This window comes from Bacillus sp. TE8-1 (assembly GCF_008368855.1).
Taxonomy (GTDB): Bacteria; Bacillota; Bacilli; order Bacillales; family Bacillaceae_G; genus Bacillus_A; species Bacillus_A cereus.
In genome coordinates this window covers 53,889-77,843 of record NZ_QPET01000012.1, presented here as the reverse complement: position 1 = coordinate 77,843, position 23,955 = coordinate 53,889, and the positions used below count along the sequence as shown (strand labels likewise).

Here is a 23,955-nt window from a genome sequence, read left to right as displayed (position 1 = left end):
ACAAGAAAATCTTTACAATTAATAGTAATATAGAAAATAGACAAGTTTATCAAAATAGTGGAGGCTTTTTCAGTCATGATGCGTGCGCTTCGTTTAAATATAAAGCAAGCTTTTTGTAATCGTGTTTCTTTAATTATTATGTTTAGTGGATTTGTTCTTATTTGTATTTATCATTATTATTATGTAATTCGTTATTTAGGAGACGCTGCGAATGGACCTATATCGACGGATATTAAATGGATTGGATTTCGTGGAAATGAAATGGATGTTTATTTATTATTAATGCCAGTTATTGCAAGTCTTCCCTTTAGTACAAGTTATAACTCGGATAAGTCCGATGGTTTTAAACCGTTTGTCAGTAAAGAAATTTCTTTATTTTCTTATTCAGTAACGAAATATATCGTTACATTTTTTTGCGGCGGACTTCTTTATACATTTCCATTCATCTTATCGTTATTATTTTGCAAATTAACCATTCCAGACGGAGTACCAACGGCTGGTTCAGGCATTATAAATGATAACGGGATGTTCGCAAACTTATATGAAACTTCTCCCATCACTTACATTGCTGTATATATCGGAATTAATTTTTTATTTGCAGGTCTGATGGCTCTTTTAGGACTTGCTGCATCTGCATGGTCCCAAAAGGACTATATGGCGCTTCTATTTCCATTTGCAACTACCTCTATTCCTTACGTCCTGCTAAATACGGTACTCCCTACAATAGGTGGAGCGCCTATTCATTTATATGATCCAAGGCAGCCGCTGCATGGCATGTCACCATATATTTTGACAATACAATGTGCCTTCTTCCTCCTCGTTAGCTTAATCATGTATATACAAGGAGTAAAACGTGATAGAAAAAAATATAGAAGAAGGTTGCAAAAAAGAGAGCGGTGTAGAAAGGCGTTTCAAGTATAATAAAACCCTAATTTCCTTACTATATTGGAAATTAGGGTTTTATTTACTATTCACTTACGGTGTACCTGCCAATCCCCATAAAATAACAACCGCTACAAAATAAATCGCTTTAATCGCTACTACTAAACATAATGAAACAATTGCATATTTACTTAATTCTCTTCTTGCACCTATTAAAGTGAAAATAACCGCCAAACTAAATGTTATATAAGAAGCTGCTGTATGTATTAAGTTATACGTAATATCTAGATTGCTTATAAGTCCTGTTATATCAGCTACAAACTGAAGCATGACGATCGTACTAAAAAAAATTGCAAACTGATTCATTACCTTTCCATTTATTTGTAACTGCATTGTTGTCCCCCTTTTTAAAAACTAAATATTCAATCAATTTTATCATTAGATTACAAAAAAAGGAATCATCTCTTTATACTATTCTATAACGATGCAAAAAAAGAACGCTTAGTCACCTAAGCGTTCCTTTCTTTAAGAAGCTTTCTTCAAATCAATTTGAGCAAGTACTGGGTCATGGTCGCTTACACGTCCGTGCTCTTTCATTATATTTGAGTTTAAGTGCACTGGATCTACAATTGTGTGTGGTGCGATATTATTTGTTACTAAAATATGATCTAACACTTGTGCATTTCCTTCGTGAATGTACGTGTAACGATTCTCTTTTGGCACTTTGTTTAACATATCTTTTAAGATTGTTCCCTCTAGTGTTTTTAGTGGTTTAGAGAATTCGAAATCGTTCATATCACCTAACACGACAACTGGTGCATTCGTATTCTTTTTCTGAATTCCTTGCACGAAATGATTTACTTCTTGTGCTAACTGAATTCGTTTGTCTTCACTTTTTAATACGAGCGGCTGCACTTTTCCAAATGGCGTTGCATCTCCTAGTTTTGAGTTTAAGTGATTTGCAACGACAACAATGTTTTGTCCTTGGAACGTAAATTCTGCCGCTAACGGTTTACGTGTACTTTCAAATAATGGATTTTCGTCTCCAATACGAACAACATTTTTATCAAGTAACTTCGGTACCGTCGCTAATTTCACGCGTGATGGATTATAGAAGAAGCCGACGCGAATATTCGCTCCTGGTGCTCCTCCGTCTTGATTATTGTTTGGAGCGATTTCTACATACTCATACTTCGGTCCACGAATTTCTAGCACTGCATCAATGATACGTTTTGCGCTTAACGACGCATCTGTTGTACCGTCATTAATTGATCCGTTATTATCTTGCATTTCCTCTACACCGATAATATCTGGCATTTTTAAGTTGTATTTAATAGAATACGCTAACGCTTTTACCTTTTCATCTGTTGTTTCTTTTTTATTCGCTGAGAAGTTTTCAATGTTATATGTAGCAACCGTTAACTTATCAAGACGTGGCTGAATATTTGCGCCTACTTGCTTAAATCCACCATCCACTACAGCTGGCAGTTCTGTTATTGGCGAAATACGGAAAGAACCGTAATCATATCCTACTACCCCTGTTATATCTCCAGTAAAAATATCTCCTACTTTTGCTACATAATCGCGAGGTACTTTTACAGAAAGACGCTCTGGGTTTAATTGGTTTTCATCTAATAGAGGTGTGCCATATTGTGTTACTATTTTATCTCCACCATTTTTTACTGTTACATATAAATTTCCATTTTTCTGAGGTGCAATAATTTTTGGTGTTGGCATCGTAACACGCATGCCTTCTATACTTTCATAAAAGTCGATTGCATCTTCATTTGGATCAAATAAACCGAATGCATCATTATCGATAATTTGATCAGGAATTTTCACACCATTTTCTCCAAGTACAATCGGTGCTGGTAAAACTTGATCTTTTGCGATTACAGCAACGCGACTCGCCTTAATTTCTGTCGTCGTTAAGTCTGTTTCAAATCGCTCTGCATATCCTGGTCCAACATATTCTTCTACTACTCCATCAACTTGAATAAGATCTCCTACTGCTACATTCGCATCTTTTTTATATACGTACATACCTTCTGAAGTAGCTGGATCATTATCTGGCTGATTATCTTCTATATAAAAGCCGTTTTTATCAAGCGCTGTGACAACGCCTTCCACATTGTTTACTTTCTTCCCGTTGTAAGGAGACATATGTGATTTTCCTTGAATGTCATGAATACGAACTGGTTCATTATTTACGATAATAAATGAAAATGTCGAAATTGCTGAAGAAGTAAGTCCTTCTTTTTCTGCGATTGCTTTCACTACACTATTTTCATTCACTATAATCTGTCCATTATAACGAACACTTTTATTAGTAGGATTAGAGCCATCTAACGTATAGTAAATTGTTGCACCTTCTGTATTCGTCGTTAATGTTACCGCTGTTCCTTTAGCAACTTCTCCGCCGTTCGGTGAAGCTACTACATCGCTAACACGGTTTTGTCCTTCACCTTGAAACTTATAAGCTGTTACTGATTTTAGACCTGGGTTACTAAAATATAATTCAAGAGTCCCAGTCAAACTAACTTTCTTCCCGATATTTTCAGGGTGATCTTTTACATTCACTGCCGTTCTCACATCACCTTTTGGCAACTGAACGGGCATGATTTTGTCTGGATTCGTTTCGTTTGGCGAATCTGCAATTGCTACGTTTGTATCATCAAACTTAGCTGGATCCTTCGTATATTTAGAAGAACTTTGCGTATATCCGACAATATATCCTTCCACAATCCCCTTCGTTTTCCCTTGCTGCTTAAATACTTGAATTGCTTTTTCTACTGACATAGAAGCAGTTTCTTCTGCTTGCGCTAAAGTTCCAGTAAATGAAAGCAATAGCAAGAATGATAAAAAGACGCTTAACAATTTCTTCACAGCCATTTTCCTCTCCCTATTTCATATTTTCTCAGCATTTCTATCATAACAAATGATTCGTTATATAGAACTATTTTTCGACAAATTTTACAAAAGATTTATTTAATTTACAAGCTTTCAAACTATAATACAAAATAATAATTTTACACCTTCTACAAATGCACTCTATAATGTTAGAGAGAGAAAACAGAAAATATCGATATTTGATTGGCATGTAAAATGGATTCATTTGAATAGGAGTGATTGGATGGAAGTGCAAACAGAAACATACCGCGCAGCTATGAATGGAACATTAGAACGTCATTTTTCAGATATGATTGCTGTTATACCAACTAGAATTACAATTGAGCAGTTAAAACAACGGCTAGAAAATATCGCTACTAAAGTTGATGAGTTAAAAATTGTTTATAGTGATGAGACAAGCCTTATTGTTGAGTTACATATGGATGAAACAATCATACCGTATGAACTGCATATTGATGAGGCGAATGACCCAGAAGAATATAAAATGTACAATAGACAAGATTCTACAATTGTAGATCGTAATTTTGAAGATGCGGCTTTCGGTACTGAAATTTTCACTCGTACGCTATTTGTAGGCGATGTACTCGACTGCTTTTTCCAGCAAATACAATTTTTATGGAACCTCGCCCCAGATTTGTTATTTGTAATCGATTCAAGTGCAGCAATGAAAGTGATATCTAGAAACTATATTGAATATCACGTTGAAAATGAATTATTACCTGACATTCCTGACTTATACGTTATTCATTCCGTTTATGAAGACGATAAAGAAGGCGAGCCTACGCAATATTGGTTTCATACACACGGCCTTTTAAGAGCGGGCGTAACTGAAATAGAGTTAATTATTCCAAATCGCATTTCTTCCTACTACGGCATTGGCGATCTCTTTCAAACATTTGCTAATAATGCCGTTGAGAATGGACAAGTCCCTATGAATGAGCCTATCGTTATCGCGCATAGTCAGCAAGGTTCTATACATACAGTCGCTGTTCCGTGGGAAAAAGGATTATCTTATATAGGGCATAAAACGAGTATGGACCAATTATCTTCAATCGAGGATGAAGAAGTGAAATTACAACCAATAGATGCACAAAATACATTCTTAGGCGGAATGGATGCCCGAGATGAATACCATCAATCTCCATCCGTTCTCTTATTCAAATTTAATACTTCAGAAGAATATATTGAAAGTTTTTTCAAAGAACACGAGGAAGCTACAGGGCTCATGTTCTATAAAACAAATAGTGAAACCGATCGTATGGCTTACAATGCGAAAAATACTTTCGGGTATTTCAGCAACATTTTTCAAATTGAAAAATCCAATGAAGAGTTTCGTTTTCTCGCTAAGTTTGGTGTTTCCTATGAAGAGGGTAAAAGCGAACATATGTGGTTTGAAATGCAAAACATTACGGAAGATTTCATTCAAGGAATACTCATTAATGAACCATATTTTATAGAAGATATGAGTGAAGGAAATTCTTATCATTTAGATTTTGATAACTTAACAGAGTGGGTTATTTATGCAGGAGATGCTGTTATAAAGCCAAATAACTTATATATGTTTATTGGCGAATAAGTATTTTATATAATAAACGAAACGCCTTCAATATGATTGAAGGCGTTTCTTATAATTTATTGTGCGATTAATTCAGCATCTATTACTTTCTCCAAATGAGATAATACACGCTTTGCAGCTTCCTCACCTTGATTCATACAGTCTGGAAGTCCAGCGCCAGCATAGGAGCTACCTGCCAAGTATATACCTGGCAACTCTTTCTCCATAAATGTTGTGAGCTTTTTCATTCGCTCGTTATGGCCCACTGTATATTGAGGCATCGCTTCTTTCCAGCGACTTACGATTGTAAACTCTGGATTCTCTGTAATATCCATCGTCTTCCTTAAATCTTCTAGTACGAGCTGAACGAGTTCTTCTTCAGTTTGTTCTACAACCGCTTCATCACCAGCACGTCCAACGTAACAGCGAAGGAGTGTTTTTCCTTCTGGCGTTGTATGTGGCCATTTTTTATGCGTCCACGTACATGCTGTAATGGTGTAATCGCTATTTCGTGATACGACAAATCCTGTACCATTAATATCGCGCTGGATTGCAGACTTTTGGAAAGCAAGTGCCACATTCGCAACGGATGTGGATGGAATATTACGGAAGAAACGAAACTGCTTGTACTGAGCAAACATGGACGGCAATACTTTATGCGAAGTTGCCACTACGATGGCGTCCGCTTCTATTTCTTTTCCGTTACTAAGAGTAATCGTATAACCATCACCCTGTTTCGCAACTTTTTCAATGCGAGTTCCCTTTATTATCGTACCTTCATGCATCTTTGCTTCGAGAGATTTTACGATAGATTCTAAACCTGTTTTCACTGTTTGGAAGATTCCTTTTTTCGGTTCAGCTTTCTCTTCTTTCGGAGCGAGCGTACGCATACCGAGTGAAATACTGCGATGTTTCTGCTCAATTTGATACATTTGCGGGAATGTTGACATTAAGCTCATTTCATCAATATCCCCTGCATAAATACCCGATAGTAACGGCTCTATTAAGTTTTCAACCACTTCGTTCCCAAGACGATGCCTGAAAAATTGTCCGAGTGATTGGTCAGATACTGGCTTTGACCTCGGCATTAATAGATCAAAGCCAGCTCTTAGTTTACCAATTGGGGAGAACAGCCCGGAAAATAGAAACGGCGTAATTTGCGTTGGAATTCCCATCATTGATCCATTCGGCATTTTATGTAACCGATTGTTTACAAGGATAAATGATTGACCGGCTTGATTATTTACAAGTTCATCGCCAAGACCTAATTCTTTCACTAATCTAGCTGCACTTTCTTTTCGTGCTAAGAAAGAATCTGGTCCGCGCTCAATTGTAAATCCATCTTTTCGAACGGTTTGAATTTTTCCGCCAAGTTTACCCGATGCTTCTATAAGTAATGTATCAATCGGCAAGTTTTTTTCATGAATATTTTTTTGTAAGTTATACATTGCTGTTAATCCAGTGATGCCTCCGCCGACGATCACAACTTTTTTCCTCAAGCAGGCTCCTCCTTTCTTCTTACAGTACAGATTCTTTTTTCTTTAATACAACATCTGTTAAACAATCAATAAATGCGTCCGATGCATTTGGCATTTCTGGACGATAATATTTTGCACCAATTTCATCCGTTACAACTTTACACTCAAAGTCGTTGTCATATAAAACTTCTAAATGTTCCGCAACAAATCCAACTGGTGCATATACGAATGAAGTATAACCGTGCTTTTCATTTAGTTCTCTCGTTAAATCTTGTACATCTGGACCAATCCAAGGATCTGGTGTGTTTCCTGCACTTTGCCAGCCTACTGCATAGTTTGCTACTTCAGCTCCGCGCGCGATATAATCCGCTGTTTCATTTAATTGATCTGGATATGGATCGCCCATTGCAATAATTTTCTCTGGTAAGCTATGTGCAGATACGATTAATACTGCTTTTTCACGCTCTGCATCTGACATACCGTTATATATACCTTTCACTGCATCAACCCAGTACTGGATGAATTTCGGCTCTTTATACCAGCTATCAATGCCGTGAATTGTTAAGTTTCCAAGTTTCTCAGCTTCTTCTTGTGCTCGTCCAACGTACGATTTCACGCTAAACGTAGAATAGTGAGGTGCAAGAACAAGTGCGATTGCATCTTGTATTCCGTCGTTATGCATATCTTTCACCGCATCTTCAATAAACGGTTCAATATGTTTTAAGCCAAGATACATATGGTACTCTACTTCATCTTGTACTTCATTTAAACGCTTCTCTAACTTCTTAGCTTGCTCTAATGTAATAGTAGCTAAAGGAGAAATACCACCAATTGCACGGTAACGCTCTGTTAAATCTTCCAGCATTTCAGGACTTGGCTTTCTTCCTCTGCGAATATGTGTATAGTAACGTTCAATATCTTCTTCTTTATATGGCGTTCCGTATGCCATTACAAGCAAACCAATTTTCTTTTTCATACAGCAATGCTCCTTTACTTCGCTAACTGCCCTTTAGAGTATTCATGAATAAATGTAGTTAAACGTTTTAATGTATCTGGATTTACTTCTGGGAATACACCGTGACCTAGGTTAAAGATATAACCCGGCTGTTTCATCCCTTGATCTAAAATACCTTTTACATGTTCTTCAATAACAGACCATGGTGCAAGTAAGAATGAAGGGTCCATATTACCTTGTACCGCCTTATGAACGCCCCTTGCACGTGCTTCTTCAATCGGTAAGCGCCAGTCTAAGCCGACTACATCAAGCGGTAAGTCGTGCCACTCATTCACTAAGTGTGCAGCTCCTACGCCGTGCATAATCATTGGAACACCCATCTTACGAACTTCTGCAAAAATACGCTCCATTGCTGGTTTAATAAATACGCGATAATCTGCTACATTTACTGTTCCAACCCAAGAATCGAAAATTTGAACTGCTTTTGCTCCTGCGTTAATTTGCGCTTTTAAATATGTAATAACCATATCTGCTAGTTTATCCATTAAAGCAAACCAAGCTTTTGGCTCTGCATACATGAACGCTTTCGTATTATGGTAGTTACGAGATGGACCGCCTTCAATCATATAGCTCGCTAATGTAAATGGAGCTCCTGAAAAACCGATTAACGGTACGTCTAACATTTCTGTCGTTAATAAACGAATTGTATCTAGTATGTACGGTACGTCATCTTCTGGATTGATTTCCCCTAGTTTTTCTACATCTTGTAAAGAACGGATTGGGTTATCGATAACTGGGCCAATACCTGATTTAATTTCTACATCCACACCAATTGCAGGTAGTGGTGACATAATATCTTTATAAAGAATTGCTGCGTCTACGTTATATTGATCAACCGGCAACTTTGTCACGTAAGCACACAACTCTGGATTGTGTGTAATTTCAAATAAAGAATACTTTTCTTTTATCTTTCTATATTCCGGCTGCGAACGACCTGCCTGACGCATATACCATGCTGGTACATAATCAGTACGTTCCCCCCTACATGCTTTTAAAAATGTCTCATTTATAGTTCTTACCAAGACCCTTGCTCCCTTCCTTACCAATGCTTCGAATACGTTCGATATTTATCTTTTTTTACTATACAGCTTGTAAAAACAAAATGCATAATATTATGTACGTTGTTCATTAAATTGACACAAACATTCGTAAAAACGCTTACTATTTTCACAACATTCTTATTATAACACAGAGAAAAACTATGGTTTAGCTACTTTTGACTTTTCTCCTTCACGATTCGTTTGTGTATTATATGGTACAACGTAAAAGCTCGGTTTTGAAAATATGTTAATGAACTTTTCCTCATATTCTCCAGCACCATTTACAGTGCTAACATGCGTATGAATTCCATTCTCCACTCTATAGATTCGGTACATAATTCTGTTATCTGGAAGTGGCGTCCAGCTTAATTTTGCTTTAAATAAACCGAAAGGGCTAAATGATAATTTCATTTTTACATCTTCAATTTTGCGCAGCCGAATCGGAGCGCCGATTGTTTCCACACCTTCAGGCTTCATAAACTTCTCTTTATGTTCTACATTAGCCTTCGTTAAAATTTTCTTAAACAATTTTGTCGCAGATGCACTTTCTCCTTGCAACTGATGCTCCTTATCCGTACGGTCATAACCAATCCAAACAGCGCCTACTAAGTTCGGTGTATAACCAACGAACCACATATCTCTTGCTCCCTTATCGTCATTTGGCAATGAAGTTGTACCCGTTTTTCCAGCTAACGCACCGTTATATACACCAACTCTTGCTGTTCCTTCCTTCACAACTCCTTCTAACATTTTCGTCATATACCATGCTGTCTGCTTCGAGAAGATTTTTGTCTCTACTTTTGGAGATTCCCCAATGACTGCACCGTGTCTATTTAATACTTTATCAATAACGTGCGGCTCGATAATATTTCCATTTGCTAAAAATGAACGATACATTTTTACAAGATCAAATGTTGAAACGCCATTTTTCAATCCGCCAAGCGCTGTACTTAAACCAGCATCTGCAATATGAACATTTCCTTTTTCTAAATATTGCTTTCCTTCTTCTACCCCTAACTCATTTAATAAAGAAACTGCCGGTACATTTGCCGACTCTAAAATCGCATCATACATCGTCATTTCTTTTGAATACTCATGATTATAATTTCGAGGTTCATACCCTTCAAAAGAATTTCTTTCATTCGTTAATAAAGAATACGGATTATACTTTTTCGTTTCTAGTGCTGGTGCATAAACGATAAGTGGTTTTAAAACAGATCCAGGCTGCCTTTTGGCAAAAACACGATTAAATCCTCTCGGGACGTACTTTCTTCCCCCAATCGCCGCTTTAATCCCTCCCGTACGATTATCCATTAATAAGAAAGCACCTTGCGCCCCCTCTTCTTTCCCAGGGAAATTCCTTGCATCTTGAAACTGGTTATATGCTACCTTTTGAATCTTTTCATCCATAGGTACGACAAACGTATATCCTCCGCGAAGTACTTCTTGATGAGACAATCCGTATAAACGAGCAGCTTCATCTATGACCATATCAATATACGGCATATATGCAAGCTCATTCTCATCTAAATTTTTATATAGAGCAATTGTCTTCCCTTGATAACGAACGCTTTCTTCTGCAGTCAAATAGCCTTGTTTATGCATAAGTGACAACACTAGATCACGGCGTTCCTTACTCTTCTCTGCAGAATAGTACGGTGAATATCCGTTTGGTGACTTCGGAAGGCCTGCAAGCATTGCCCCTTCCTCTACTGTTAAATCCTCAACATTTTTATTAAAATACAACTTTGCTGCCGCTTGAATGCCGTAAGCCCCATGACCAAAATAAATATGATTCATATACATTTCAAGAATTTGTTGCTTCGTATATTTTTGCTCTAATTGAAGAGAAATTGCGACTTCCTTCAATTTGCGCGTAAATGTTTTTTCACGAGTTAAAAAGACGTTTTTAGCGAGTTGCTGCGTAATGGTACTACCGCCCTCTACCTTCTCTCTAGCTAACGTATCTTTATAAAGAGCACGGAATATAGACGGATAATCAATCCCTTGATGCTCATAAAAACGAGAATCTTCCACCGCAACAAACGCCTGCTGCACATACTTCGGAATTTGCTCGATTGGTACGAGCTCTCTATTTTCTACGTATAATTTCGTAATTTCTTTCCCTTTCTGGTCAACGATACGTGATGAAGAGTGGAAAACGAGCTGCTTTTCATCCATCATATAGCCACCAGCTAACACGATAAGTTTATAGATTACAATCGCTACTACGAACGTTGCGACGCCGCCTAATAAAGTCCACTTTACTTTCTTCATACATCGTCCTTCTTTCCAAATGATGGTACATTTATTATTTGAAAAAGAAGTATCTTTATGTATATAATCTTCGAAGTTTTTTAAGAGAGTTGATATAATAGAAACAAACTATTAAGGGGGCATTAAAATGAAGGCTATTATTTCATACGAAACACCTCTAGAACAAGCACATTTCACTGCAAAAAATGATGAAAAAAATATGTTTTATAAAGAAAATACAGAAGAATCTGTAGAAGGCTCACTTAAGTATGACGTACTAGATGCTGTCGGTGAATTTAAAGGACAACCTGGCTATATCGTTTGTAACAACATTTCTGTCACAGACGAAGGTCGCCCAGTATTCGAAAACCGCTTTAAAAACCGCGCAGGCCTTATTGAAAACGAACCAGGATTCCAAGCGATCCGTGTTCTACGCCCATTAAGTAACGATACATACGTCATCTTAACGATGTGGGAAACAGAGCAAAACTTTAAAGACTGGACAGAATCACGTTCATTCGAAAACGCTCATAAAAAACGTCCCACGCAAGCAGAAGGACAAGCTCCAGCGCATCCACATGCGGAACAGCAAAAGAGTATTTTCTCTCGTCCATCTTTTGTGACTACTTTTGATGTGTTAGTTTAATTAAAAATTAATACAACACTAGCAGTACGTGAAATTATATTAACGATTTTCCGAATATATCTATCATATCTTGAAATATATCAACGATTCGACTAAAGATATCAATTTAATGACAAAAAGGAAACACCATTACACACCGGTGTTTCCTTTTTCTTTGTACCAATTATATATACGAAGTGAATCTTTTTTTCTCATATGCTTTACTTCATAACCCCGCCCGGCTACCGCTACAAGAGTTGTACATAATTCATCTTTTCTTTGAAAATACGATTGATTATAACCTACTGCTTGAACATGTCTTCTTCGCATTATTCCTGTATATTTCGAAAAATTACGATATACAACCGTTAGTTGATTTTCTCTTAATTCATAACCGCCACTTTTATATCTAGCATACGCAAGTAACGAAAACACGATAAATAACGGTAAAATAACAAACAACGCAATATATTGTTTAAAATATATACTCACGCTGGCAATTAGAACTGTGAGTATGATACTTATTAACCAGCCCACAATGAAATAACGACGCAACGCTGTTTTTGGTAAGTGAACGATCTCCGCTTCGATTTCATATGGTAACTCTAAATATGTGATCAGGTGCTGTACATCTTTTTTCTTCATAAATGGATGCAACATTACTCCGTTACTTGCTGCTCCAATACTTTGAATTGCTTCCACTTCAACAGCACAATAGCCAAACGGCTGGCGAAGCATACCTTCTTTTACAGTAATCGCTTGAATGCGGTGCAATTTTAAGACAAACTCTTTCTTTTCAAATAATCCTTGAACGATACGAATCTCTTCCCCTTTTCGCTCAATTTTAAAGTTTGCATATTTCAACACATATCCAGCCGTGGAAATAATCCACGAAATTGCCATTAAAATTAATGCTATTACAATTAGTTTATAAACACCGTTTCCCATCACATACGCTTCTACTTTACTTGTGAATCCTTCAGGAAGAACAAAATCAAACTTTGTGTAAAGAAGTACTAGTCCAGAGAACACTAGTCCGAACCGACCAGATGTAATCGCTGCGGCTAAAACCTCTTTCGCTGTTAACTGATAAACCGTCTTGCTTTCTTCCTCTTCTATTTCTTCTTTTACAGTAGTTTCTTTCTTATGTAATAAAGAAATTAAATGTTTTGCCTCGTCTTCTTTAATACCAGCCAACATCACTTCTGGTTCATTACCACCACCGGCTACTTCTATATTTAACTTCATAAGTCCGAGCATTTGATAAATGATGTTAGAAGACGTACTAATATTTTGTACACGCTCTTTATTTAAATAGCTTTCCTTCTTTACAAAAACACCGTGCTTTATATGTAAAATATTATTCTCAATCCAGTACACTTTAAAATACCATTTAATTGCTGAAAAAATAGCCATGATGAATAAAACAACCAGAAGAAAAAGATAAAATAAATACCAAGGTTCCACTTGTTCATCAGGTTTAAATAAAACAAGAATAATAAGTGGCAACAAACTCGCAATCCTAATACCTAACAATATCGTAATCGGATGTTGCCTCTTATACATCCTTATCACTCACTTTCGCAAGTTCTCCAATTTGTCTTTTCAGCTGTTCTGCTTCTTCTTTCGTTAAACCTGGAATACTATGAGAAGTTGCGGCTGTTGAAATATGTAATTCTGCTAAATTATACTTTCTCATGATCGGCCCTTGCTCAATCGTTACGTGCTGCACACGGATCATCGGAATAAGTACGCGTTTTACAACGAACATTCCCTTTTGAATCTCAATCTCTTCTTCATTTAATCTGTAACTATAATAGCGCTGACGTAAATTTGGAAACACAAAATAATCAAGTGGAATAAATGTAATAGCTCCTGTTACTAATAGTCCAAACAACCAGCCCCACCAGTTAAAGTTAATCATAAAAAAGAAATACGCAATTACGACTGTTAGTATAACTGCCGTCCCAATTAAAGCGTGAATTCGCCACACTTTCAGCATATTAGAATGAATCTCCCTTTCTAACGGCTGCATCTCATCACTCCAATTCTATGAATTTATTACTTATATATTATCAAAAAATAAGATTTCATATACATTTTTGTAAATTTATAGTCAAATAAAAATAGTTGAATCAAAAGCATATTAAAGAAACAAACACCTCAGTTTTGAAAATTATGTATTATAAATATGAATTATATTGAACTAAAATAAACCTTACATGATTCATGTAAGGTTTATCGTTTTATACACAATATATTTCATTATTGTTGAGATATACTAGCATCGCTTTCAATTCGCTTTTCTTTTTGGCTCAGTTTTTTATCTTTAGATTTTTTTAATGTTAAAGTCATGCCAATAAAAATAAAAAGAATTCCTGTTATTTGCATTAAAGTTGGACGGAATCCAGTAAGTACAGTATCTAATAATATTGCCACTGCCGGATCTAAAAAAACTAATATTGAGATTGTTTTTGTAGATAAATAGCGTAAACTATCAAAAAACAGATAATATACTATCCCTGTGTGAATAAAACCAGTAGCTATAATATATGTCCAATTACTTTGAGTGAGGCCACTAAAAGCATCTAAATCTATAAATGGTATTAAAAGAAATATCCCCAAGAATGTTTGTAAAAATGTCATTGCATACGCACTCATTTTGTTAATCCCTTTACCAAATAAAGTTGTAAATGCATAAAAGAGAGCTGCAAGAAATCCCCATATCATACCTGAAGACATTAATGAACCGAAAGAGAAGCTTCCATCGATACCAGCAATTAATAAAGCTCCTGCAAAACACACAATTATTGAAATGATAGATATGAATGTTAATTTTTCTTTAAAGACGATACTTCCAATTAACAGTACAATTACTGGTGCAAGATGATAAACTGAGATAGCAATGGTGACTGACATATTTTCAAAGGCTTTAAATAAGAAAACCCAATTAAATACTAAGAAAAAACCACATATTAAAACTTGAATAACTTCTTTTCGTTCCCATTTATCTTGTTTATATTGCCCTGTAAGCAACCAGCATACACTTAAAAATATTGTCGCAAAAATACACCTTACAAACACTAATTCAAACGAAGGTAAGTTTGTTTGAACCGAAAAAAAGCCAACTGATCCAAAGATAACCATTGATGCTATCATCTTTAAGGCCGGTACCGTTTTCTCTTGCTTAAAACTCTTTTGAAGCAAATTAATCCCCCTCCAATAAAAACTCGGTTTATAGTGAGAAAAACACCAGCCTAAAAAAGGACAGGTGCTTTTCCTCAAAAACACTCAATTATAAATTTTTCCCAGCAGTCCAACCACCATCAATTACAAAATTAGAACCAGTAATAAAGCGGGCCTGATCAGAAATCAAGTACTCAATACATGAAACAATATCCTGCGGCAACCCCCAAGTATCTAAAGATTGATTACTTTTTATCATAGACATCAAGGCTTTATTACTAAAGTATTCTTCTGTAAGTTCGGTTCTAATAACACCGGGAGAAATGCTATTTACCCTTATATTTTGCTTCCCAAATTCCATAGCCATCTGTTTAGTCAATCCGATTAAAGCATGCTTTGATGCAACATAAGCAGCTCGCTCTGGTTCAGCCATTAATCCAGAAACCGATGCTATATTCACAATACAACCTTTTATTTTCGATTCACACCATCGCTTAGCTACTTCCCTAGAAAGGATAAATGGGGCTACTAAATTTACATCAATTACTTTTTTAAACATATCATCGGATAAATGTAAAACAGGTGTTATCTCTCGAATACCAGCTGCATTTATTAATATATCAGGAGAAAGCTTTTCTAAATCTAATTGAGTAAAAAGATTATGAATCGCTTCGCTATTACTTAAATCAATTTGCACTACTTTCAAAGGCATATCTGTTTTCATATAATCTATTAAATTATTATTATGAATATCAAGCGCTATTACATGAAATGATTTTTCTAAAAAGTATTTTATACAAGCATGACCTATACCGCTATTGGCTCCAGAAATCATAATTATTTTATTCTCTCTCATTTTGTCTCCTTATAAGAAAATGTTACTAATAAAATATCACGAAAAGCCTCCGTACTACATTCTGTTCCAAGTGGCGTTACGGCATGGAAGACCTTTTGTCCAAATACTAAAGTTTCTAAAGGCTCCTTCAAACTTATAAACTGATTAATTTCCCGAGGAGAATTAGCTATTAAATTATCTCCACCAATAGCTGTATTACTTAAATTCATAAGGTGTAAAAATACTACTGGTTCATCATCTTTATGCAACCAAATAGGTGAACTAAAAGATGGTCTTTCTTTAGTAGCTTTATATCTTACTTGATGTAAACCTATAATTAAGTCTTTACTTGTATCTATTATATTTGTTTTAAATGCAAATTCAGTATCAAAACGCACGATATTTTGAATTAAAGGATTACATAAAAAGCTATCATTTATGCTATTGAACTGTCTAACTTTCCCGCCATCGTCATAGTTATATTCTTTAGATTGGAAGTAATCATTACTATTATCTAAAATATAATCTGGTGAATCAACATACTTTATATACCTTGAATAAGATCTAGCACGGCATTCACCGTACGCATCATCTTCCAAATTATAATAATCTAACTGTGCTTGTGTTAATAAACGATGATTCTCTTCCTCTTGTAAAAAGATTTCATTTGAGATTTCAAGGAATCCTTTAGATTCAAATTCATGTACCTTTTCTTCTATGCTAAACCCATTCATTTTACTAAGAACAAACGTCATTATAAAAACCTCCACACTATTGTATTTTTCTATCTCACCCTATGTTAGAAATGCAATAAGTAACCGAGATTCTTGCTTAATAAAATTTTAAATTATGATATTCAATTAATACACCAAATGAAATATATGTAATTCATTAAAATTATTTATTAAGCAATATTATATATCCTTTTGGTTATTTTTTCTAATTATCTGAAGATTTATCAACATTAGTCTTAATATTCGAAATTAAAGAAATGGATTTTTCAGAAAGATAAAACTGCGCGTATTGCAATTATTTATGTATATAACTTTTTTAAAAATTATATTTTAAATATAGCTAGTTTTTTATAAATTTTTTGATATAATTACATACGGGAAAAGGGAAGAATTTTGTCTTCCCTTGTGTTTTTATTTGCATCTAGTACTTTTGCTAGATGCTTTTTTTTATGCTAAAAAAGGTATCCTCAAATACTTTGAGGATACCTTTTCACCTTTATTATCTCTGCTGTTTTCTACCTAATACGAGTAACCCAAAACTCATCATTACAAGAAGTGCTCCCATATATGGTTCCACAGGCATTTTCTGCCCTGTCTTCGGTAATTCTTTTTCAGGTTTCTCTGGATTCGGTGTCCCTGGCTTTTCTGGATCTGGTGTTCCAGGTTTTTCTGGATTCGGTGTTCCAGGTTTTTCTGGATTCGGTGTTCCAGGTTTTTCTGGATTCGGTGTTCCAGGTTTTTTTGGGTTTGGGTTTTCCGGGTTTTTCTGGATTCGGTGTTCCAGGTTTTTCTGTGTTCCAGGTTTTTCTGGATCTGGTGTTCCAGGCTTCTCCGGATCCGGTGTTCCAGGTTTTTCTGGATTTGGTGTTCCAGGTTTTTCTGGATTCGGTGTTCCAGGTTTTTCTGGATCTGGTGTTCCAGGCTTCTCCGGATCCGGTGTTTCTGGACCTGGTGGTGCTAAATGATTCAATTTGTTTAATACTTCTAATTGAACTGCATTTATCATTCCATTTGTAATTTCAAATGGAATTGGATTAGTTAATTTTTCATATCCTTTTGGTGCTTCTACTTCTACTAGTGTGTAGTTACCTACAGATAGATCTGTGATTTTTGCCTTTCCATCTTTATCTGTTGTTACTTTCACTACTACTTTTCCCTTTTCATCATGAACTTCAAACACAGCTCCTGATAAGACTTCCTTGCTTTCAGCGGCCATTTTTGTAATCTCCACTGAACCTTTGTCTAACTGTTCGTTCTCTACTTTCAATGATAAGACTTTTGTCATACCTTTTGTAATTTCGAATGATACTGGTTCCGTTAACTTTTTGTAACCTGGTAAGCTCTTCGTCTCTACTAATTTGTATTTTCCTACTGATAGATCTGAAACGTTTGCTTTTCCTTCTTTATCCGTCGTTACTTTCGCAACTACTTTGCCTTTTGAGTCACGTACTTCAAATACAACATTTTCTAATGGTGCTTTACTGTCTTTATCTATTTTTGTGATTTCTACATTCCCCGTATCTACCATTTCATTTTCTACAGTGAACGCTAAAGATTTTGTCATACCTTTTGTAATTTCAAATGGTACAGGCTTTTCTAATTTTTTGTAGCCTGGTAAACTCTCTACTTCTACTAGCTTGTACTTTCCTACTGATAAATCTGAAACTGTTGCTTTTCCAGCTTTATCTGTCGTTACTTTCGTTACTACCTTGCCTTTGTCGTCTTGTACTTCAAAGACTACACCTGCTAACGGTGCCTTATTATCTTTATCTATTTTTGTAATTTCTACATTTCCCGTATCTACCATTTCATTTTCTATTTTTAATGATAGAACTTCTGTCATACCTTTTGTAATTTCAAACGATACTGGTTCTGTTAATTGTTTGTAACCTGGTAAACTTTCTTTCTCTACTAATTTGTACTTTCCTACTGATAGATCTGAGATTTTTGCTTTACCATTTTTATCTGTTTTTACTTCTGTTACTACTTTTCCTTTGTCGTCTTGTACTTCGAAGACTACGCCTTCTAATACTTTTTGACTATCTTTATCTACTTTTGTGATTTCTACTGAACCTTTGTCTAACTGTTCATTCTCTACTTTTAATGATAAGACTTCTGTCATACCCTTTTTAATTTCGAATGATACTGGCTCTGCTAGCTTTTTGTAGCCTGGTAAGCTTTCTACTTCTACTAGTTTGTAATTTCCTACAGATAGATCTGAAATTTTCGCTTTTCCTTCTTTATCTGTTGTTACTTTTGTTACTACTTTGCCTGCTGCATCTTGGATTTCAAAGACTACGCCTTCTAATGCTTTTTGACTATCTTTATCTACTTTTGTAATTTCTACTGAACCTTTATCTACTAGCTCATTCTCTACTTTTAGTGATAAAACTTCTGTCATACCTTTTTTGATTTCGAATGATACTGGTTTCGCTAGTTTTTTATATCCTGGTAAGCTTTCTACCTCTACTAGCTTATATTTTCCTACTGGTAAATCTGAAATTGTTGCTTGTCCTTCTTTATCTGTCGTTACTTTTGTTACTACTTTGCCTTTTTCATCTTGCACTTCGAATGTTACGCCCGCTAATACTGCGCCACTTTCTTTGTCCACTTTTGTAATTTCTACTGAACCTTTATCTAACTGTTCGTTCTCTACTTTCAATGATAAGACTTTTGTCATACCTTTTTTAATTTCGAATGATACTGGTTCCGTTAACTTTTTGTAACCTGGTAAGCTCTTCGTCTCTACTAATTTGTACTTTCCTACAGATAAGTCTGAGATTTTTGCTTTACCATTTTTATCTGTTTTTACTTCTGTTACTACTTTGCCTTTGTCGTCTTGTACTTCGAAGACTACGCCTTCTAATACTTTTTGACTATCTTTATCTACTTTTGTAATTTCTACTGAACCTTTGTCTAACTGTTCATTCTCTACTTTTAATGATAAGACTTCTGTCATACCCTTTTTAATTTCGAATGATACTGGCTCTGTTAGCTTTTTGTAGCCTGGTAAGCTTTCTTTCTCTACTAATTTGTACTTTCCTACAGATAAGTCTGAGATTTTTGCTTTACCATTTTTATCTGTTTTTACTTCTGTTACTACTTTTCCCGCTTCATCTTGGATTTCAAAGACTACGCCTTCTAATGCTTTTTGACCATCTTTATCTACTTTTGTAATTTCTACTGAACCTTTATCTACTAGCTCATTCTCTACTTTTAGTGATAAAACTTCTGTCATACCTTTTTTGATTTCGAATGATACTGGTTTCGCTAGTTTTTTATATCCTGGTAAGCTTTCTACCTCTACTAGCTTATATTTTCCTACTGGTAAATCTGAAATTGTTGCTTTTCCTTCTTTATCTGTCGTTACTTTTGTTACTACTTTGCCTTTTTCATCTTGCACTTCGAATGTTACGCCCGCTAATACTGCGCCACTTTCTTTGTCTACTTTTGTAATTTCTACTGAACCTTTATCTAACAGTTCGTTCTCTACTTTCAATGATAAAACTTTCGTCATACCTTTTTTGATTTCGAATGATACTGGTTCCGTTAATTTTTTGTAACCTGGTAAACTCTTCGTCTCTACTAATTTGTATTTTCCTACTGATAGATCTGAAACGTTTGCTTTTCCATCTTTATCTGTCGTTACTTCTGTTACTACTTTGCCTTGCTCATCTTGAACTTCGAAGACTACGCCTTCTAATACTTTTTGACTATCTTTATCTACTTTTGTTACTTCCACATTTCCCTTGTCTAACATTTCGTTTTCTACTGTTAAAGCAAGAGATTTTGTCATACCTTTTTCAATTTGGAAAGTAATCGGATCTACTAATTGTTTATATCCTTTTGGTGCTTTTACTTCTACTACCTTGTATGTGCCGACTGATAAATTAGTAACTTGTGCTTGTCCTTTTTTATCTGTCGTTATTTTAGCGACTACTTGTCCTGCTTCATCTTGAATTTCAAAGACTGCATCAGCTAAAGCATCTTTATTTTCTTTATCTACTTTTGTAATTTCTACATTTCCTGTATCCACTAATTCATTTTCTACAGTCAATTGTAATGCTGTTACTCTACCCTTTTCAATTTCGAATGAAATTGGCTTTTCTAGTGGTTTGTATCCTGCCGGTGTTTCTACTTCTACCAACTCATACTTTCCAATAGATAAATCTGAAACGTTTGCTTTTCCTTCTTTATCCGTTTTTACTTTCGCAACTACTTTTCCTTTTGAATCACGTACTTCAAATACAACATTTTCTAATGGAGCTTTACTATCTTTATCTATTTTTGTTATCTCTATATTCCCTGTATCCACCATTTCATTTTCTACTTTCAATGATAGGACCTCGGTCATGCCTTTTTTAATTTCAAATGATACTGGTTTTTCTAACTTTTTATAACCAGGTAAACTTTCTACCTCTACTAATTCATACTTTCCTACAGGTAAATCTGAAACATTTGCTTTTCCTTCTTTATCTGTCGTTACTTTCTTAACTTCCTTACCCTTTTCATCTTGTACGATGAATGTTACTCCCGCTAACGGTGCTTTATTATCTTTATCTATCTTTGTTATCTCTATATTTCCCGTATCTACCATTTCATTTTCTATTTTTAATGATAAGATCTCGGTCATACCTTTTGTAATTTCAAACGATACTGGCTCTGTTAATTTCTTATAACCTGGTAAACTTTCTTTCTCTACTAATTTGTACTTTCCTACTGATAGATCTGAGATTTTTGCTTTACCATCTTTATCTGTTTTTACTTCCTTTACTACTGTTCCAGCTTCATCTTGCACTTCAAAGACTACGCCTTTTAATGCTTTTTTGCTGTCTTTATCTATTTTTGTAATTTCTACTGAACCTTTATCTAACTGTTCATTTTCTACTTTCAACGATAGGACTGTTGTCATACCTTTTGTAATTTCGAATGATACTGAATCTGTTAGCTTTTTGTAGCCTGGTAAACTTTTCGTCTCTACTAATTTGTACTTCCCTACTGATAAATCAGAGATTTTTGCTTTACCATCTTTATCTGTTTTTACTTCTGTTACTACTTTGCCTTGCTCATCTTGCACTTCGAAGACTACGCCTTCTAGTACTTTTTGGCTATCTTTATCTATTTTTATAATTTCTACTGAGCCTTTGTCTAACTGCTCATTTTCTACTTTTATTGCTAAAGCTTTTGTCATACCTTTTTTTATTTCAAATGGTACTGGTTCTGTTAGCTTTTTATAACCTGGTAAGCTTTTCGTCTCTACTAATTTGTACTTTCCTACTGATAGATCTGAAACGTTTGCTTTTCCATCTTTATCTGTTACTACTTTTCTTACTACTTCATCTTTCTCATCTTGGACTTCAAATTCGACACCCGCTAATACTGCTCCGTTTTCTTTGTCCACTTTTGTAATTTCTATATTACCTTTGTCTACCATTGCATTTTCCACTTGTATTGGGAATATGCCGTCCCCTGTTACATTTACTTCGAACTCTGCTTCTTTTAATTGGTAGCCTTCAGGCGCTTTCGTTTCTTTTAAAATATATTTCCCTGGTGCTAACGGTTTAGAGATTGCCTTACCATCTTTATCTGTAACAATATGTTCGACTACTACACCGTCTTTTACTATATCAAACTCTGCATTTGCTAATGGTTTTTCACCATTTTCCGAATCAATTTTCTTTACTTCAATTTGACCCTTTTGCATAGTATTTTTAATTTCAATTGTTTTTGTTTCTCCAGCTTGAAGTGTAACCTCTACTGGGCTTGTTAATTTTTGATATCCTTCTGGTGCTACTGTTTCATAAACTTTATACGTCCCAGGAGCTAAAGGTTGAGGTACTGAAAAACCTTTTTCGTCCGTTTTCAGTTTTGCAACAACTTCATTTGCACTATTTCGAACTTCAAATTCGGCACCTTTTAACCCTTTGTTCAGATTCTCAGAATCTATTTTATGAATCGATACTGTACCGTCTTTTGGAGCTTCAGGCGGCGTAATAGTTACTTCTTTTGATGTTAATGTTTTATCATCAAAATGTAATTCCGCTTTATTAGGAATCTTCTTATCTACGTAAGAAGATAAGTCTGCATTATTTTTAATTTTCGCCTTGATACTAAGATTAATTATCTGGTCTTCATATGACTTATAGTCAAAATTCTCACCAAACGTAAATGTTACTTCACTTCTTTGCTTATCTATCTTTAACGTCCCTTTAGAAGTAATATCTTGGCCATTTTGATCATATACTTTTGCCTCTAATACTTCTAAAACATCTTCTAAATCATCACGAATTACCATTGATGTGTATTTAGGAGGATCGTTTGGTATATGTGTACCAACTTGGTATTGAATCACTTGATCCATTTGTGTTAGCTGCTCATTCTCTACAAGCTTGCCATTCTCATCAACTATATTTTTTTCAATACTAGGTGGATTATCGTCACCTGAACCGGTTCCCCCTCCACCACTTACGAATACTTGTCCTACTTTTTCTTCAGTTTTAATATTTTTACCTTCTAATTTCACAGTATTTTTATGAGGCTTTGCAGAAGGATTAGTAATCTTTGTTTTATATCTTAAAATATAACCTTTTGAACTGTCTGGAAACTCAATTGTAAATCCAGCCTTTGTTGCATTAATTTTAATGTTAGATAAATCTGCTGGCTTAATATTTGTTGGTGCATAACCATCTTCAAATACAGCCTCTTCTAATACTACGCTGTCTGTAATTAACTCATGCCCAGGTCCTAATGTATCTGTTAATTTAAGATCTTGCATTTCTGTTCCAGTTGCATTTACATATACAAGCCAATCAGCAATCGAAGGATCTTCTTGATTATAAGAACCCCATTTCAATAGATTATCTGTATTGGGCTGTGGCTTCGGTCTCTCTGTCGTATTACTTACATTTACTTCTTTATTGACGATTTGACCATCAACGTTAAATTCTAATGGAATTTCTTTAACACCATCATATGCTTCTAGACCAAAGTAGAATTCTACGAATAAAGAACCTTTAATGTTATTCTTTCCTTCTACGTAATCCCCCATAGTACACGTTAATAGACCCTTTTTCATCTCACATGTACCAACTATTTTTCCTTCAGTATCTTTTAAAGGAAAACTCATATTCATAAGGTCTTTTCGAAACTCTTTTGGCATATCAATTGTGAATTGATCTCCACTTTTTATTTTTTCTTTAGCTGACCACTTCACTTCTACTTTCATACCATCTGAGGCTTGATACGGTTCAGATGTCGTGCCATCAGTACGGGAAATATTAATTTCGTCCACTGGACTTTTCATCACAGCAGCTTGAATAACTGGAGCCCACACATTCAGCACTGAAAATAATACTAGAAAAACTAATGAAACCATTGAAATATGTCTTTTAGTACTTTTCATTTGCATAGTTCCCTCCTATTTTTTATATTTATATAAC

At 35.1% G+C, this 23,955-nt stretch carries 15 protein-coding genes; 3 read left to right on the top strand and 12 right to left on the bottom strand.

Annotated features, from left to right (window positions below):
* Positions 1–75 precede the first annotated feature (75 nt).
* Positions 76–921 (top strand): membrane protein, encoded by an 846-nt coding sequence (locus DN404_RS09780; RefSeq protein ID WP_000984146.1) that lies wholly within the window; start codon positions 76–78, stop codon positions 919–921.
* Between the two features lie 54 nt (positions 922–975).
* Here DN404_RS09780 and DN404_RS09775 read toward each other — a convergent pair whose 3' ends face one another.
* Both DN404_RS09775 and DN404_RS09770 read right to left on the bottom strand, forming a co-directional pair.
* Positions 976–1,275 (bottom strand): hypothetical protein, encoded by a 300-nt coding sequence (locus DN404_RS09775; protein WP_001176847.1) that lies wholly within the window; start codon positions 1,273–1,275, stop codon positions 976–978.
* Positions 1,276–1,407: 132 nt separating this feature from the next.
* Positions 1,408–3,774: a DUF6359 domain-containing protein gene (locus tag DN404_RS09770; RefSeq protein WP_149215008.1), complete on the bottom strand. Its 2,367-nt coding sequence runs from the start codon at positions 3,772–3,774 to the stop codon at positions 1,408–1,410.
* 241 nt (positions 3,775–4,015) lie between these two features.
* On the opposite strand from DN404_RS09770, the gene DN404_RS09765 reads away from it, so the two are divergent.
* Positions 4,016–5,368, top strand: a complete 1,353-nt coding sequence (locus DN404_RS09765; RefSeq protein WP_088361829.1) for a DUF4026 domain-containing protein — start codon at positions 4,016–4,018, stop codon at positions 5,366–5,368.
* Positions 5,369–5,424: 56 nt separating this feature from the next.
* Here the strand turns inward: DN404_RS09765 and hemY are convergent, their stop codons facing one another.
* The 4 genes from hemY to DN404_RS09745 form a co-directional block, all read right to left on the bottom strand.
* A complete protein-coding gene (hemY, locus tag DN404_RS09760) occupies positions 5,425–6,846 on the bottom strand; it encodes a protoporphyrinogen oxidase (protein ID WP_149215007.1) in 1,422 nt (473 codons plus the stop codon).
* A gap of 19 nt (positions 6,847–6,865) precedes the next feature.
* Positions 6,866–7,801: a ferrochelatase gene (gene hemH, locus DN404_RS09755; protein ID WP_000726775.1), complete on the bottom strand. Its 936-nt coding sequence runs from the start codon at positions 7,799–7,801 to the stop codon at positions 6,866–6,868.
* A gap of 14 nt (positions 7,802–7,815) precedes the next feature.
* The gene (hemE, locus tag DN404_RS09750; RefSeq protein WP_000252605.1) at positions 7,816–8,862 is read right to left on the bottom strand and encodes a uroporphyrinogen decarboxylase; all 1,047 of its coding nucleotides are present in this window, start codon (positions 8,860–8,862) and stop codon (positions 7,816–7,818) included.
* Between the two features lie 177 nt (positions 8,863–9,039).
* The gene (locus DN404_RS09745) at positions 9,040–11,157 is read right to left on the bottom strand and encodes a transglycosylase domain-containing protein (protein WP_000756287.1); all 2,118 of its coding nucleotides are present in this window, start codon (positions 11,155–11,157) and stop codon (positions 9,040–9,042) included.
* Between the two features lie 127 nt (positions 11,158–11,284).
* Here DN404_RS09745 and hmoB point away from each other — a divergent pair, with 127 nt between their 5' ends.
* Positions 11,285–11,782: a heme-degrading monooxygenase HmoB gene (gene hmoB, locus DN404_RS09740; protein ID WP_025710381.1), complete on the top strand. Its 498-nt coding sequence runs from the start codon at positions 11,285–11,287 to the stop codon at positions 11,780–11,782.
* Positions 11,783–11,911: 129 nt separating this feature from the next.
* Here the strand turns inward: hmoB and DN404_RS09735 are convergent, their stop codons facing one another.
* The 6 genes from DN404_RS09735 to DN404_RS09710 form a co-directional block, all read right to left on the bottom strand.
* Positions 11,912–13,327: a PH domain-containing protein gene (locus tag DN404_RS09735; protein ID WP_086412767.1), complete on the bottom strand. Its 1,416-nt coding sequence runs from the start codon at positions 13,325–13,327 to the stop codon at positions 11,912–11,914.
* The gene (locus DN404_RS09730) at positions 13,320–13,796 is read right to left on the bottom strand and encodes a PH domain-containing protein (protein WP_001182725.1); all 477 of its coding nucleotides are present in this window, start codon (positions 13,794–13,796) and stop codon (positions 13,320–13,322) included. The genes DN404_RS09735 and DN404_RS09730 overlap by 8 nt, the downstream gene beginning before the upstream one ends.
* 230 nt (positions 13,797–14,026) lie before the next feature.
* Positions 14,027–14,968: a DMT family transporter gene (locus DN404_RS09725; protein WP_000939621.1), complete on the bottom strand. Its 942-nt coding sequence runs from the start codon at positions 14,966–14,968 to the stop codon at positions 14,027–14,029.
* An 88-nt stretch (positions 14,969–15,056) separates the two neighbouring features.
* Positions 15,057–15,803: an SDR family NAD(P)-dependent oxidoreductase gene (locus DN404_RS09720; RefSeq protein ID WP_001208938.1), complete on the bottom strand. Its 747-nt coding sequence runs from the start codon at positions 15,801–15,803 to the stop codon at positions 15,057–15,059.
* Positions 15,800–16,537 carry a 2OG-Fe dioxygenase family protein gene (locus tag DN404_RS09715; protein ID WP_000144813.1) on the bottom strand — a complete coding sequence of 246 codons (738 nt, stop codon included), beginning with the start codon at positions 16,535–16,537 and terminating at the stop codon, positions 15,800–15,802. The genes DN404_RS09720 and DN404_RS09715 overlap by 4 nt, the downstream gene beginning before the upstream one ends.
* 478 nt (positions 16,538–17,015) lie before the next feature.
* Positions 17,016–23,924 (bottom strand): SpaA isopeptide-forming pilin-related protein, encoded by a 6,909-nt coding sequence (locus tag DN404_RS09710; protein ID WP_149215006.1) that lies wholly within the window; start codon positions 23,922–23,924, stop codon positions 17,016–17,018.
* Positions 23,925–23,955 lie beyond the last annotated feature (31 nt).